Origin of the sequence: Acetivibrio clariflavus DSM 19732 (assembly GCF_000237085.1) — a bacterium.
GTDB lineage: Bacteria > Bacillota > Clostridia > Acetivibrionales > Acetivibrionaceae > Acetivibrio > Acetivibrio clariflavus.
Window position 1 is genome coordinate 4,343,951 of record NC_016627.1, and the last position, 13,046, is coordinate 4,356,996.

Sequence of the window (13,046 nt, forward strand, 5' to 3'; positions counted from 1 at the left end):
CTCCTCTTATGCTTTGCTTGATTTCACCTTTTCCGCAAGCACCTCAATATACATTCCGCGTCCTTTTACGTCCTCAACACTGATAATGTTGTACCGGCCATCGCTGCAAACGAGTACAAGATCTGTGGTAACTTCCAGGTTAGGTATCCTACGGAAGCGAAACAGGGCAGACGCTTGCGAAAACGCCGCCCTGTTTGCCCATTTTTCACTGCCATGCCTATCTTCCTTGTATGCCCTTACCGAAGCAAGGATGACATCACCTTTTTCAGTAAAACCCTCGCTATCCTTAACCGGCTTGGTTGAGATGATGTCCACAAAGGTGTTCATTTTCCCAAAGCCCATATCGTCCTCACAAACTCCATATCATTCGTTTCCGCGCAAGCGCGAAAAGCTCATTCATTCCGTTGTTCGTCCTCTCCCCACAAAGTCGGATGACTTTGCGGGGGCCCCTATATCTTCCAATCCCGGTCAAGCCGCAGCAGCATATTTACCGTATTCCATACCTGCTGTCCTGCCTGCACGCTATCCCCGAAAAAGCCAGCCGTCGAGCCATCCCTGCTTTCATAAAAATGGCTCGACAGCATAATGACAGCCTGCTCAGTAGTAGGCGGCATGGGGTTTTCGGCATAATATCCTTCCGGCTTTTTCTGGTAACTTTCCGCATAGGCCACTGCGGCTTTGATATACTCTTGTAAAAGTGCGTCATCTTCGCTGTGCTGCAATATGAGGTTTGCTTTAACCTTCTCCAAAAGCTCCATGCCGCTGCCCTCCGTTTTCATTAAGCTGATTTCTGCTGCAGTATCTTGACTGCTTCAGACAGTACCAGCTTGCCATCTACACGCTGGGTTGCCATGAATCCTACCTGTCCGGTAGCAGCATACAGCTCATTGAGCCGCTTAAAAACCCTGCCCTGACGGTCTGCCACCCAGTAGTAGGAAAAATCACCAAATACAATTGTCTTTGCTCCAGCGGCAATGGCAGGCATGAATGCAGACGTCTTAACTGGACGATTGAGGATAGTGTCCGGTGTTCCAGCAGTTACAGAAGGCTGCCAGAGATACTGACCGTTGTTGTCTTTAAGTTTCCTTATAGCTTTAATTGTCGAATCGTTCATAATGAATACAGCGTTCCTGCGGTACGGAGACTTTAGGCTGTAGAACAAGTCCATGATCTCGTCAAGGGTAATGGCTGTCGCGCTTGCCGCGGTTACTCCTATTTCGCCACCGCCGTTATCTGCCAAAATACCGGTTGGCTTGCCAGAGCCGTCGCCGATAAAGAATGCTTCCTCCTCTTTTGCTCCGATTCGGCGGGCGAACTCTTTGGCTATATACTGTTCAAGGTTGAATACACTGTCGTTTAACAGTTCCTCTGACACCTTGATCATAGTAGCCAGCTTATATGCGCCGATGGATACCTGTGCAAAGGAGTCATCGCTTTCCGGAATCTGACCTTCCTCATCCACCCAGGATGCAGTGCCCTTGCTTGCCACCACAGGAATTTTCTTGTCGCCGCTGGACGTGGTAATAACATTGGCAATCTGCCTAAATATATTCTCCTCCTCCAGCGCTTCCACAAGAGTACGCTCAAAGTCGTCGGGAACAAGATATCCTCCTTCGGTGTCCTCTCCAATCTGCAGCGCGTTGTGTACGTCATATTTGCGCCTGCCGCGCATCATGTTCCAGAAAGACTGCCTGTACTCATCGCTGGCACGTCCGGTTTTTTCATTGTTGCCAGATATGGAAGTGGGTTTGTCTGTAATAGGAATATTCAACGGTTTTGACAGTTCCAAATCTATGGCAGCCTGACGCTCAAGACGCTCTATTTCTTTGCCCAGCGCAATAACGTCGGCTTCCATTTTTTCATAAGTCGCGGTATCCTCCGGTGAAAGCAGTCCGTCGTTCCCGCGTTTGCTGTCGAGGAAAGCTTTAGCAGCTTCCCATACTTTAGCGCGTTTTTCACGCAGTTCCAGTATTTTGCTCATAATCAAATCCTCCTTACGGTTTTATTTGGGGTCCCCGCTAAATCGCAGATTTAGTGGGGTAAAAGTAGAAAAAGCCGCTTTTCAAGCGACTCAATTGGTGTTCCTTTTGGTTTCTCTTTTGGTTTAAGCTTTTGCAGGATGGAATTTGTTACTGCCTGCCTGCTGAAGATCATTCCTCCTGATACTTCAAATTCGGATGGGAATGATTCATCCTCCATAAACAAGATTCCATCGGCAAAGCCAAGTTCCACCGCTTTTCTTGCGTTAAACCAGCTTTCTGCATCCATTAGGTGCGATATTTTTGCCCTGGAAAGCCCGGTTTTCAGCTCATAAGCGTTGATGATGGATTCCTTTATTTCTTCCAGCATTGCGATAGCTTTCTCCATTTCTTCTGTATCACCGATGGCTATTGTCATAGGGTTGTGAATCATCATCATGCTGACTGGTGACATAAAGACGTCACCTCCGGCCATAGCTATGACCGAAGCGGCGCTGGCTGCAATACCGTCAATCTTTACCGTCACTTTGCCTTTGTAATCCATAAGCATGTTGTAAATTTGATTAGCTGCAAATATATCTCCGCCAGGGCTGTTGATCCAGATCGTTATATCACCCTCTCCGGACAACAGCTCTGATTTGAACTGCTTGGGAGTTACTTCGTCTCCCAGCCAGCTTTCTTCAGCTATTGGGCCGTCAATATATAATGTCCGGCTGCCATCATCGTTTTGTATCCAGTTCCAGAAGCGGCGAACCGGTTTTTGTTTTTGTGATTTGTTCAACTTTTGATCCCTCCGTTTCAGCATTGTTTTTGCCTGCAAAGGCACCTGCATCGGCAAGCCTGGTCATGTTACCGTTAACAAGATACAGATCTCCGCCCAACTCCGCCGGAATCCGGTTCATGTCCTCAAGCTCGCGGATATCGTTAGCAGACATCCAGCCGTTCTGGCGAGCTACAGCATAACCATTCATGCGGCTTGCATAATCACCGCGCAGAAGGCCATCTACATTGAATTTGACAAAGTATGCCCGCTTCTCTGATGGTAAAAGCAGCGCTTTTTGGAGAGCCTGTTCCCAACGCACCACCCACGGGTCAAGCGTGTATTTAACAAATTCCAGAGATTGCTGTTCGATGTTTGAAAAGCTTGACTTTTCAAGATCTCCAACCATATGGGGAGGTACTCGGAATATCCGAGCAATTTCATTTATCTGAAACTTTCTTGTCTCTAAAAACTGTGCCTGTTCGGGTGGAATGCCGATTGGTTGAAACTTCATTCCCTCTTCCAGAACTGCAATGCGATGAGCATTGGCACTTCCTTGATAAACAGCGTTCCAGCTTTCCCGCACCTTTGCCGGATCCTTTAATACACCGGGATGTTCCAGAACGCCACCCGGATTTGCTCCGTTGGCAAAAAAGGATGCACCATACTCCTCACAGGCAATAGCCATGCCTATGGCGTTCTTGGCCATAGCAATAGGGGAGTATCCGATCAGTCCGTCAAAACCGAGTCCCGGGATGTGAAGAACCTCCTCACTTCGTAGGTAAATAAGGCCTGCTTTTGGATTAACCCTGCTCTCATCGCTGTCGCGCCGATAAGTGTAAAACAGTTCTCCATTTGGAGCCCTGTCTACCGTCATTTTGTTTGGCAAAAGTGGATAAAGCGCCAGCACTCGTCCGGAACCGTCCCTAATAATTTGAGCGTAAGCGTTTCCCCATAAAAGAAGATGACTCATCAGTGTTTCTCGGAACACGAATGAAGTCATCTCAGGGTTTGGTTCGTCATGGAGTAAATAATAGAGCGGGTGGGTCAACGCTTTTTCTTTGCCACCGTCTTCTTTATAGCGGTACACATGAAGCGGAAGCCCGGCGATGGCTTCTGCAAGTATCCTTACACAGGCATACACTGCAGTTGTCTGCATAGCAGTCCGCTCATTGACAGCTTTTCCGCTGGATGTGCCGCCGAAGAAAAAGCTATATGCATTACCGAACAGGCTGTTTTTCGGCTTATCCCTTGCTTTGAACAAACGGGAAAATACACTCATATAATCAACAGCCCCCTTTCATCATAAATTGATCCGTTGCGTTCATCCCCGTCATGCCTTAACGCGCGGTCAAGCGCCATAATTAACGCTACCGCACCATCTATTCTCTCGGTGGATTTTTCTTTATCCGGCTTAATGTTTCCGGCGGGATCGGTTTTGACATAGATATTGTCCATCATCCACCGCAGTACTGGATTACCACCATGGGCGATGCGTTCTTCCAATGTCAGCTTCATCAACTCTTTTGTAGGCGGCGACATATCCTTGAAACCCTGACCGAATGGAACAACCGTAAACCCCAAAGCCTCGAGGTTTTGCGTCATCTGAATTGCGCCCCAGCGGTCAAAGGCTATTTCCTTAATGTTATATTTCATTCCGAGTTCCTCAATAAAGGTTTCGATAAAGCCATAATGCACGACGTTACCCTCAGTGGTATATAAAAAGCCTTGCCTCTCCCAGACATCATAAGGCACATGATCTCTCCGCACACGCTGATCAATATTCTCCTCCGGTATCCAGAAAAAAGGTAGAATCTGATATTTATCAGATTCATCAAGCGGTGGAAACACCAGCACAAAGGCGGTAATATCGGTAGTAGATGACAGGTCAAGTCCTCCGTAACAGGTTCTGCCGCGCAATTTTTCTGCATCAACAGGAAACGCACACTTATCCCATTTATCCATTGGCATCCAGCGCACCGATTGTTTCACCCACTGATTTAAGCGGAGCTGACGGAATAAATTTTCCTCTGCAGGATTTTGCTTGGCATTTTCACAAGCCACCCTCAATTTTTCGATGTCGACTGTAATGCCCAGTGACGGGTTAACCTTTCTCCATACCTTTTCACTTGTCCAGTCATCGGTATCGGCTGCGCTGTAGATAACAGGGTAGAAAGTCGGATCTATCTTACGCCCTTGAAGAATATCCTCAGCCTTTTGATGTACTTCCCAGCAGATGGAATTGCGGTCTGTGCCAGCAGTTGTGATCAGGAAAAACAGCGGTTGTTTTCTTGCATCGCCAGATCCGTGAAGCATTACATCATAAAGATCCCTGTTTGGCTGAGCATGAAGTTCGTCAAATACCACACCATGGACGTTTAGCCCATGTTTCGTATATGCCTCCGCTGAAAGCACCTGATAAAAACTGCCTAACGGTTTATAAACCAGCCGCTTCTGTGACAGCATTGGTTTAATTCGAGATTTTAATGCCGGACACTGTTCCACCATATCTACTGCAACATCGAAAACAATGGATGCCTGCTGACGATCAGACGCACATCCATAAACCTCGCCACCATGCTCGAAATCACCACAGGTAAGATATAAAGCAATTGCCGCTGCAAGTTCGCTCTTACCCTGCTTTTTTGGAATTTCTATATAGGCAGTGTTAAACTGCCTGTATCCGTTAGGTTTCAAGATTCCGAATATATCCCGGACAATCTGTTCCTGCCAGTCAATTAATTCAAAAGGCATTCCATACCATTCACCCTTGGTATGCTTCAGGCAGTTTATAAAAGTAACAGCGGCATCCGCCGCTTCCTTGTCATATCGAGAACCTTCCGCCATAAACTTGGTTGGTTTATATCGTTTTAACTTCCGCAGCTTTGCCGCCTCCTTTCCTAAAATTGAGCAAGAAAAAAGGAACCTCATGGATGAAGTTCCTCTCCTTAGTGGATTTCTATGAAACTTGTTACGTTATAAACGTTATCGTTTGCCTGTCAGGATAAACTCGGCATATTCTTTCTTGTGTTCATTAAGAAATACTACTAATTCATAAAACCCCATTTTATATGCCTCTTCCTGTACTCTTGGCAAGTCAAACATATTACAGGCACCGCTGTCCCGTATGGCTATAATCTGCCGATAAATCTTATCAGTTATCAGATTCTCGTTACCCATGTCCTACACCTCTGACTTCTCTGCCGCTGAAATTGAATCTCTTACCGCTTTATTGAGAAACGAAATATCAAAACCCGCATCTATATAGCCCTGCCGAATCACCTCGTAATAGTAACGACCCGGTGCTCCCAGTGGTCTGCCTTCATTCATGATATACACCATTGCGGGTACCCACTGCCCTTTGAAACGTACCTTAACCGTTTCTTTCCGGTATAGATGCGGATAACCTTCATATCTGTCCAGCGCCTTCTCATCATTAGGCATGATTCTCCAAAGCATTACCGGTACACTTTCACCTTTTTGTTTTTCTATTGTCGCTACTGCGCCGCCATTCCCTCCTCTGAATAACAGCCGGTATCCTGTGAGTTTTGCACTCCCCAGCACTTTTGCCGTTGGGCAGCGGTATGCCATCTGCCTTAAGTTCAGATTGCTTCCGTATGCTAAATATATGGTTCCTCTTTCTTTGCTCATCGTATCATCCTCCTTGTATTTACCAAGGCAGAGGCGGAGATCCACCCCTGCGATTGTCTATCTATGCTGCCCGAAACCGCCATGCTGCGTTACCATCAAGGTGTTTGCAAAGATGCTCCCGGCAGTTTTTGAACTCATCACCAATAAGTCCTATGCGGTTGAGATATGTCCGCATGGCAAACTTCTCATTTTCAACCTGTGGTTTCTTGCTGGAAGCGCATTTTTGCGTTAACGCCTGATGGTTTAACGCAAGGGCAAGCACTATGTAGCTTCTAATTTTTCCCGCATGAAGTTCGCTGTTAAAGCCTCGAAGCTCAATTGTCCCATTGCCATTAAAAAAGCTGTGCAGGTTCAAAAAGTGGTATCTGCTATTATGGTAATGGGTGCTTCGGCTTTCGCTGTAACCTTCGTACCAGATGCTCTCAATCGCCGCCATGGTTTTGGGCTTACGCCGATTCATCTTCTCAACCAGTGCCGCATCCATCTTTTTACAAAACCGCATCCTGTCCGGCTCAATCTGCAATGCTTTATAGAAAAGGTCATTCTTGCTGGCGATAATGTTGATAAAATTACGGATGCTTCGCGGTGTGTGGTCTGCACCGTCTATATGGATATGAATTCCACAACTTGTGTTTGCAAAACCTCCAGCCTTGCGAAGCCTCCTTATCAATTCCTGCAGGATTTCAATGTCTTCGCAGTATGTCAGTATCGGGCTTACCAACTCGACGCTATATTCCCGGCCAGCCGCCACAATCCTGCCGTTTTCCTTTTTCTGAGTCCGGATGCTCCCGTCGCTCATGAATTTCCATATCCGTCCATCCGGTGCAATAACCTTTTGGGTATCGTAATAATCTCCGCTGGATTCAACCCTCCCTCCAAGAAAAGCTGCTGCAGTTTTTGCCGCTTGTTTTCTTGTAATCCCCGTCAATTCTACCTCGATTCCAAATCTCGTTGTAAGCATTGCGCTTTCTCCTCGCTTTCTCTGTGTTTTTTGCCCTTTGGCAGTGTACATTAGGCCATTGAAAACACAGGATAGCAAGGCAATTCTGCGTGAGTTTCCACTGGATTTTGAACAATTTTACACATCTTGAATTGTGTACATTTACAGCTTTCTGATCACATCTATACCATAGGCTACACCCAAAGAAGAACCGCAGTCCCAGTTGATATGAACAGTTCCGATATCATCCACGAAAGATACTGTTCCTTGGTATCCCGGTTTCAGCTTAGAATACGGATCATCCATGCAGATAAGCTCAACACGTGTTCCCGGCGGATACTGCTCTTTAATGCGAAGGACTGTTTCTTTTGAAGGGAAGCCTCTTGCACTCATAGTTCGTCCTCCTCTCCATGATAATATGCGGCATACTTTGGGTAATCTCTACCATCCGGCATTACCAACACTCCATCAGACCGTCGCCGCTGCTTAACCAGCAGGCAACGCCACACTCCATCCTCATTAACGTGACAAAGCCCTTTATTTTCCTCAATGAAAATGCGATCAACACATAGGTCGGCAACGAAGTTATCATAATCAATCTTTGATAGCTCGATAGTTTTTACAACTACAAATCGTTTCCTCGTCTCATACCGATGCGGCACTTTTAAATCCTCTATTCTAAACGGATGCTTGACAAAGAAGGCGGTGCTATGAAAATCATTCATTTTCATCCACCGCCTTTGCTCTGCCTTTCCGATACGCCCCGTTACCGGACAGCCTTGAAAGTAACACCTTGCGTTCAGTTTTGAAGTTATCACCTATAAACCCCAACCTAAGCAGGAAACAGCGAAAAGCATATTTTTCATTATCTGTTGGTTTTTCTTTGCGTAGTACTCGCTTCTGTAATTTTGCCTGTTCTGCCATCTGCTTTGCCAGCGTTATATAAGTCTGCACTTCATCAGCATTTAAAGTCGCGTTCCAGAAAGGGAAGGAAATCTCATCATTTTCAGCTAAGACTACAAGTTCCCCCTCAATCAACATCGCCTTCTTTATCAATGTCTCTTTGCTGGCCAGCATATTATTTAGGTTTTCAAGGCTAATCGCGCTAAAGCCCTCCAACGAAAGAGTAATTGTCATGGTCCCCTCTGCTGAAAAGCCCTCCACATTCAACGTGTCAATAACTGAACGGATGGTTTTTATTTCATTGAGACTGATTTTCGGTGAGTGAACCACACTGTCCCTGTCAATCGTCCAACTGCCAGCAGATTTTTCGTCTTTAATCTCATACAAAAACTCCGGTGCTCCGGCATAGCGCACCTGGCCTTCAAGGGCTTCAGCTATGACCGAGGCAATGGCTTTTCTCTCCTGACCGACAATCTTCTGTGAAAAGCGAAAGCTGTTATTGCTCATGCCATACACCTCCCCTCAAATAAGCTAAAACATTTTTGATTCCCATAAAAAATCCCACCTTTCCTTTTTGGTGGAGTACATTAACGCTCTGTTTTGAGGGGAAAGCAAGGACATTTTTAATCAATCTGTGTTTCCGCGTAAGGTATTTTTTCACTACCTGTTACCAAGAATACTGAATCTGCGCCAAATTGTGAAACATAGCGCTTTACAATCACATCGCAGTATTTCGAGTCAAGCTCCATCATAAAACAAACCCGCCCGGTCTGCTGTGCCGCAATCATTGTCGTACCAGAACCACCGAACAGGTCAAGAGTTAAATCTCCAATATGGGAACTATTGAGTATTGCCTTTGCTACAAGCGATACCGGCTTCATGGTAGGGTGCTCCTCCGATACTTTAGGACGGGGTATCTCCCAAACATCTGACTGTTTACGGTCTTTAAGCGGGCAAAGGCGTGTTCCTTCAAGCCAACCATACCAGATCGGCTCGTACTGGGTATGATAGTCTTTTCTTGATAGTACCAAGCTGTCTTTTTTCCATATAATTGTGCTCGACCAGTGATACCCTGCCTCCCGCATGACGTTCATCAAACTGCCCCATTCCTGAGCACTCATTACCACATAGGTCATGCATCCGGCTTCAGAAACCTCTTTCATGCATTTAAAAGCGCGCAATAAAAAAGCGCCGAATTCTTCGGTGCTCATATTGTCATTTAGAATTTGTCTTGGCTTCCAGCTTGGATGCCTGGTATCTGAACCGTAATCAACATTCCAGGGTGGGTCGGTGAAAACAAATCTCGCCTTTTGCCCATCCATCAGCTTTTGCACATCTGAAAGCAGTGTGCTGTCACCGCACATCAGACGGTGGCTGCCAAGTACCCATATGTCGCCCTTTTTAGTGACCGGAATTTTAATCTCTGCAATTGCCTTTTCTGTATCGAAATTATCCTCTTTGACATTAGCGGTTGTTTTATCACGGAACAACTCATCAATTTCCGCAGCATCAAACCCGGTAAGAGAAACGTCAAAACCATCTTCATTTAAATCCATAAGCAGATCAGTCAAAAGCGGAATATCAAACTCGCCACTGATTTTATTCAGTGCAACATTGAGCGCCTTTTCCCGCTGTTCATCCAAATCAACTACAACACAGTCGATCTCCTTATACCCCAAAGCTGTTAGTACTTTATAACGCTGATGTCCGCCGACAATATTCCCGGTGCGTTTATTCCATATGACCGGCTCTACATATCCAAACTCTTCAATGGATCGGCGGAGTTTCTCGTATTCAGGATCGCCCGGTTTTAAGTCCTTCCGCGGGTTATATTTCGAAGGTTTTAATTTTTCTGCTGGTATTTTCAGTATATCCATAAATCTTAACCCTCCAGTTTGACGGCTTTTTCGCCGGTGAATTCCTCCCAGCGCTTAACAGCTAAATCACAGTAAACAGGGGATAACTCCATTGCGTAGCATTTACGCTCGGTCTGTTCAGCCGCAATTATAGTAGTTCCGCTACCAGAGAACGGCTCAAGCACAATACCTCCTTTGTCGCTGTGCATTTTGATGCACCGCCATGGAAGCTCCACAGGGAACATTGCAGGATGCTCCTTGTTTGCCCGTACAGTGGTCATCTCCCATATCCCAGCATAGCCCCATTTCTTGCGTTCTTCCTTTGTAAGCCTTTTCACAAATTTATAACTGTGTCCCGCAAAGGCTGAAAGCCATACATATTCCTGATCGTTATATTCCTCAACTTCTCCTTTATTGCTGAAGGCTGAAATATACTCATACTGCTGAACCGGCTTGTTTGAGACAAGATGATAAGGTCCTACACCGAAATTTTGCCCTTGTTTCTTCCAAATGCGGATCCAGATAGGGCGGTAACCGTTGTCCAAGAACATATTCACGCTGTAAACACTGGTGGGTTCAATAAACTGAGAGCCGGTGGCGTAGAGATCACCCAGGTTCCAGCAGACAATATCCGCATGCCTGCAAAGGTTTTTGATCACCGGGCGGACGGTTTCAAACCACGGCTCGATTCCGGCCTTCTCATATTCTTTGCCCACTCCGTAAGGCGGGGAAGTCACTGCCATCTGTGCGTGACACCCTTTCATCAACTTCTCAAAATCCTCATCCTTAGTAGAGTCGCCGCACATCAAGCGATGATTCCCGAGAAGCCAGATATCGCCCCGCTTCGTTACAGGCTCGCGCTGCACAATTTCCCCATGCGCTTTATCTATGTCAAAGCTGTCTTGTATCGCCTCTTTGGAGTACCATCGGTTAAGCAGTTCGTCTATTTCAGAAGCGTCAAACCCTGTAAGCGAAACATCAAATGCACCTGCGTCCAACTCAGCCATCAGTTCAGCCAGTTTATTCTCGTCCCACTCTCCCTGAATCTTATTAAGAGCAAGATTAAGCGCTTTTTCTCTCTGCAGGTCAAGATCTACAACGACGCAATCTATCTCTGTCTGTCCCAAGTCCAGCAAAACCTTTAAGCGTTGATGCCCGCCTACCACATTACCTGTTTTTTGGTTCCAGATAACAGGCTCCACATAGCCAAATTCCTCTATTGACCGTTTTAGCTTTTCATATTCCTTATCGCCAGGTTTTAAATTCTTGCGTGGGTTGTATGCTGCTGGATTAAGTTTTTCAACAGATATTTTTTGTATGTTCATCTTGCATTCTCCTGTTCAATATTTTCTTAAGACCCTTTTTTGCGCCCTCACAATCTCCGTTTATTACTTGTCCCCGCAGAGTCTTAAACTGCTGCTTCGTTAAATGGTCTTCATATTTTCTTAGTTCCCTAAGAAAGATTGAATTTGTTTTATGCATCAGCCACCCCTCCTGGCTGTCAATAGTTTTTCCATCACATCGTCGTGGGGAGTGGCCCCCTTGTATTCGGTAGCACAGTTTTCCCGCACGACTTGATAAATTTGATACCACAGGTTATTGGCCTGTTTCATGAAGCTTTGACTCATAGCCACATAAGGTGACGGGATGGCATTGCCAGTTGTCGGATGCTTAGCAAGAAAGCCAAATTCAGTGATACATTCCTCGCACTGGATCCACCGCGCCACACTCTGGGCATATTGCTCTATAAGCTGCGCAGGTATAAGATGAACACACCTGCGTTCCTTAAGCCACTGCCATGTTTTTTCGTATATTTCCACCGCCAATGTTGTTTTGCCGTTCTTCTGCTTTGCGGCAAGATAATCCCTCGGTGGCGGCATGCTCTCTCCTTCCAGTTCCGCAACATCCGTAAACTCCATTACCATGAGCTTTCGTCTGCCGGGGTTTCCTTCCAAAATCTTATCCGCCAGAGGCTTTTTCTTCTGTCCTGCACCAATACGTGCCCCGCCGCGGTTGGTACCGTCCTTTGCCATACAAATCACCTCGATTCATGTAAAAATAAACAGGGGATATACCCCGTTTGAAACTGCGATTTTTCGCGCGTGACCCCCCGCCCGTTGCACAAAACTACTCCGCCAGAGATTTTGACCCCCCTACCGTCTTGCCCATCGTTCTCCTTCGCGAGCAGTGAGCGATGAGTGACATTGTTTGCACAGGCTCATAAGGTTATTGTCTGCATTGGTTCCGCCTTTGGATAAAGGGATAATATGATGTACCTCTTCGGCTGGTGTAAGCCTTCCGTACTTTTGGCACTCCTCGCAAAGCGGATGCTCTGAGATATATCTGTCCCTGATGCGTTTCCATCTCCGGCCATAGCGTTTTCTTGTTTGGGGATCTCGTTCGTATTTGTTGTAATAAGCATCCACTTGCCTTTGATGCATGTCACAGTACCTTCCGTCCGTCAGTTCAGGACAGCCAGGAAAGGAGCAAGTCCTTTTTGGTTTTCTTGGCATCTGGCCACCTCCTTTACACGTATAAAAAAGCCCTCACAGGTTCATCCCATGAAGGCTTATCCATAACTTTTCACAATACCATTATATTTGGTTTTTTACTGAATTTCATCTCATAAAAATCTCATCTGGAATACTAAACAGAACATTTACTTTTTGCCCATGGCATCTTACCGTTATAATACTTATCGGAGATATACCGCTGCATATCGGGTGGTAAAGCTGCAAGCAAAAGATAAGCCTTTTTTCTATCTTCCTCTAACTCTTGGGTGCTTTTATAGAAGGAACATTTATCTTGCTGACACTTGTGTACAGTCAGGATATTGCAGCCATTCCTTCCGTTACTGCCAAAACAATTATCGTACATCTTTCCTCACTCCTGTTTTATGGCATAAAAAAAGCCCCGAAGGGCTTATGAATTTTTATGTCATTTTCCACGATATCATT

At 45.9% G+C, this 13,046-nt stretch carries 18 protein-coding genes; all 18 read right to left on the reverse strand.

Translation table 11 applies throughout. From position 1 onward, the window contains the following. Positions 1-6 precede the first annotated feature (6 nt). The 18 genes from CLOCL_RS18190 to CLOCL_RS18275 all read right to left on the reverse strand — a co-directional run bounded on the left by CLOCL_RS18190 (position 7) and on the right by CLOCL_RS18275 (position 12,966). Positions 7-342, reverse strand: a complete 336-nt coding sequence (locus CLOCL_RS18190) for a head-tail adaptor protein (RefSeq protein WP_014256682.1) — start codon at positions 340-342, stop codon at positions 7-9. A gap of 107 nt (positions 343-449) precedes the next feature. Continuing rightward, on the reverse strand, positions 450-758 hold the full coding sequence (locus CLOCL_RS18195) for a head-tail connector protein (protein WP_014256683.1): 309 nt from the start codon (positions 756-758) through the stop codon (positions 450-452). A gap of 20 nt (positions 759-778) precedes the next feature. Continuing rightward, positions 779-1,981, reverse strand: a complete 1,203-nt coding sequence (locus CLOCL_RS18200) for a phage major capsid protein (protein WP_013297316.1) — start codon at positions 1,979-1,981, stop codon at positions 779-781. A 50-nt stretch (positions 1,982-2,031) separates the two neighbouring features. Next, positions 2,032-2,760, reverse strand: coding sequence for a head maturation protease, ClpP-related (locus tag CLOCL_RS18205; protein WP_004400077.1), 729 nt, complete (start codon positions 2,758-2,760; stop codon positions 2,032-2,034). After that, positions 2,699-4,021, reverse strand: coding sequence for a phage portal protein (locus CLOCL_RS18210; protein WP_014256684.1), 1,323 nt, complete (start codon positions 4,019-4,021; stop codon positions 2,699-2,701). Before CLOCL_RS18210 ends, CLOCL_RS18205 begins: the two co-directional genes overlap by 62 nt. Beyond that, positions 4,018-5,670, reverse strand: coding sequence for a terminase large subunit (locus CLOCL_RS18215; protein ID WP_014256685.1), 1,653 nt, complete (start codon positions 5,668-5,670; stop codon positions 4,018-4,020). The genes CLOCL_RS18210 and CLOCL_RS18215 overlap by 4 nt, the downstream gene beginning before the upstream one ends. Before the next feature lie 54 nt (positions 5,671-5,724). Then, positions 5,725-5,919, reverse strand: coding sequence for a DUF5049 domain-containing protein (locus CLOCL_RS18220; protein WP_014256686.1), 195 nt, complete (start codon positions 5,917-5,919; stop codon positions 5,725-5,727). A gap of 3 nt (positions 5,920-5,922) precedes the next feature. Continuing rightward, on the reverse strand, positions 5,923-6,390 hold the full coding sequence (locus CLOCL_RS18225) for a gamma-glutamylcyclotransferase family protein (RefSeq protein WP_014256687.1): 468 nt from the start codon (positions 6,388-6,390) through the stop codon (positions 5,923-5,925). A gap of 61 nt (positions 6,391-6,451) precedes the next feature. Then, on the reverse strand, positions 6,452-7,351 hold the full coding sequence (locus CLOCL_RS18230) for an amidoligase family protein (RefSeq protein WP_014256688.1): 900 nt from the start codon (positions 7,349-7,351) through the stop codon (positions 6,452-6,454). 141 nt (positions 7,352-7,492) lie between these two features. Next, a complete protein-coding gene (locus tag CLOCL_RS18235; protein WP_014256689.1) occupies positions 7,493-7,723 on the reverse strand; it encodes a DUF4314 domain-containing protein in 231 nt (76 codons plus the stop codon). Continuing rightward, on the reverse strand, positions 7,720-8,055 hold the full coding sequence (locus CLOCL_RS18240; protein WP_014256690.1) for a hypothetical protein: 336 nt from the start codon (positions 8,053-8,055) through the stop codon (positions 7,720-7,722). The genes CLOCL_RS18235 and CLOCL_RS18240 overlap by 4 nt, the downstream gene beginning before the upstream one ends. Then, positions 8,048-8,740 carry a virulence factor gene (locus CLOCL_RS18245; protein ID WP_013782364.1) on the reverse strand — a complete coding sequence of 231 codons (693 nt, stop codon included), beginning with the start codon at positions 8,738-8,740 and terminating at the stop codon, positions 8,048-8,050. The genes CLOCL_RS18240 and CLOCL_RS18245 overlap by 8 nt, the downstream gene beginning before the upstream one ends. Positions 8,741-8,856: 116 nt before the next feature. Continuing rightward, a complete protein-coding gene (locus CLOCL_RS18250; RefSeq protein WP_014256691.1) occupies positions 8,857-10,110 on the reverse strand; it encodes a site-specific DNA-methyltransferase in 1,254 nt (417 codons plus the stop codon). A gap of 5 nt (positions 10,111-10,115) precedes the next feature. Next, positions 10,116-11,414 carry a site-specific DNA-methyltransferase gene (locus CLOCL_RS18255; RefSeq protein WP_014256692.1) on the reverse strand — a complete coding sequence of 433 codons (1,299 nt, stop codon included), beginning with the start codon at positions 11,412-11,414 and terminating at the stop codon, positions 10,116-10,118. Beyond that, complete coding sequence (locus CLOCL_RS18260) at positions 11,389-11,571, reverse strand: hypothetical protein (RefSeq protein ID WP_014256693.1); 183 nt, start codon at positions 11,569-11,571, stop codon at positions 11,389-11,391. Before CLOCL_RS18260 ends, CLOCL_RS18255 begins: the two co-directional genes overlap by 26 nt. Further along, positions 11,571-12,122 carry a P27 family phage terminase small subunit gene (locus CLOCL_RS18265; protein ID WP_014256694.1) on the reverse strand — a complete coding sequence of 184 codons (552 nt, stop codon included), beginning with the start codon at positions 12,120-12,122 and terminating at the stop codon, positions 11,571-11,573. The genes CLOCL_RS18260 and CLOCL_RS18265 overlap by 1 nt, the downstream gene beginning before the upstream one ends. 120 nt (positions 12,123-12,242) lie before the next feature. Next, a complete protein-coding gene (locus tag CLOCL_RS18270; RefSeq protein WP_014256695.1) occupies positions 12,243-12,602 on the reverse strand; it encodes an HNH endonuclease in 360 nt (119 codons plus the stop codon). Positions 12,603-12,735: 133 nt separating this feature from the next. Then, positions 12,736-12,966, reverse strand: coding sequence for a hypothetical protein (locus CLOCL_RS18275; RefSeq protein ID WP_014256599.1), 231 nt, complete (start codon positions 12,964-12,966; stop codon positions 12,736-12,738). Positions 12,967-13,046: the final 80 nt, after the last annotated feature.